Source organism: Paucilactobacillus vaccinostercus DSM 20634, assembly GCF_001436295.1.
Classification (GTDB): Bacteria; Bacillota; Bacilli; order Lactobacillales; family Lactobacillaceae; genus Paucilactobacillus; species Paucilactobacillus vaccinostercus.
On the sequence record NZ_AYYY01000028.1, the window covers coordinates 1 to 1,639 of the forward strand.

The following is a 1,639-nucleotide window of genomic DNA, read 5'->3' on the forward strand; positions in this document are numbered from 1 at the left end:
ACAAGTCAAACGTGCAAGGCTCCGTTTTATTCCTTAGAAAGGAGGTGATCCAGCCGCAGGTTCTCCTACGGCTACCTTGTTACGACTTCACCCTAATCATCTGTCCCACCTTAGGCGGCTGGCTCCCCGAAGGGTTACCCCACCGACTTTGGGTGTTACAAACTCTCATGGTGTGACGGGCGGTGTGTACAAGGCCCGGGAACGTATTCACCGCGGCATGCTGATCCGCGATTACTAGCGATTCCGACTTCGTGTAGGCGAGTTGCAGCCTACAGTCCGAACTGAGAACGGCTTTAAGAGATTAGCTTACCCTCGCGAGTTCGCAACTCGTTGTACCGTCCATTGTAGCACGTGTGTAGCCCAGGTCATAAGGGGCATGATGATTTGACGTCGTCCCCACCTTCCTCCGGTTTGTCACCGGCAGTCTCACCAGAGTGCCCAACTGAATGCTGGCAACTGATAATAAGGGTTGCGCTCGTTGCGGGACTTAACCCAACATCTCACGACACGAGCTGACGACAACCATGCACCACCTGTCTTAGCGTCCCCGAAGGGAACGTCTCATCTCTGAGATTGGCGCTAGATGTCAAGACCTGGTAAGGTTCTTCGCGTTGCTTCGAATTAAACCACATGCTCCACCGCTTGTGCGGGCCCCCGTCAATTCCTTTGAGTTTCAACCTTGCGGTCGTACTCCCCAGGCGGAATGCTTAATGCGTTAGCTGCAGCACTGAAGGGCGGAAACCCTCCAACACTTAGCATTCATCGTTTACGGCATGGACTACCAGGGTATCTAATCCTGTTCGCTACCCATGCTTTCGAGCCTCAGCGTCAGTTACAGACCAGACAGCCGCCTTCGCCACTGGTGTTCTTCCATATATCTACGCATTTCACCGCTACACATGGAGTTCCACTGTCCTCTTCTGCACTCAAGTTTCCCAGTTTCCGATGCACTTCTTCGGTTAAGCCGAAGGCTTTCACATCAGACTTAAAAAACCGCCTGCGCTCGCTTTACGCCCAATAAATCCGGATAACGCTTGCCACCTACGTATTACCGCGGCTGCTGGCACGTAGTTAGCCGTGGCTTTCTGGTTAAATACCGTCACTACCTAAGCAGTTACTCTTAGATACGTTCTTCTTTAACAACAGAGTTTTACGAGCCGAAACCCTTCTTCACTCACGCGGTGTTGCTCCATCAGGCTTGCGCCCATTGTGGAAGATTCCCTACTGCTGCCTCCCGTAGGAGTATGGGCCGTGTCTCAGTCCCATTGTGGCCGATCAACCTCTCAGTTCGGCTATGTATCATTGCCTTGGTAAGCCGTTACCTTACCAACTAGCTAATACACCGCGGGTCCATCCAGAAGTGATAGCACAAAGGCCATCTTTCAAAATAGAACCATGTGGTTCTATCTATTATGCGGTATTAGCATCTGTTTCCAAATGTTATCCCCCACTTCTGGGCAGGTTACCCACGTGTTACTCACCCGTCCGCCACTCATTCCGATGTTTTATCAATCAGGTGCAAGCACCTTCAATCAAAAACGGGAATGCGTACGACTTGCATGTATTAGGCACACCGCCAGCGTTCATCCTGAGCCAGGATCAAACTCTCATATAAAATAAGAAGCTTGTTAGCTCTTTT

Annotated in this window: 1 rRNA gene; it reads right to left on the reverse strand. The window is 51.1% G+C overall.

Annotation, left to right across the window (positions count from 1 at the left end):
* Nucleotides 1-37: 37 nt before the first annotated feature.
* Nucleotides 38-1,615 (reverse strand): 16S ribosomal RNA (locus tag FC26_RS07025).
* Nucleotides 1,616-1,639: the final 24 nt, after the last annotated feature.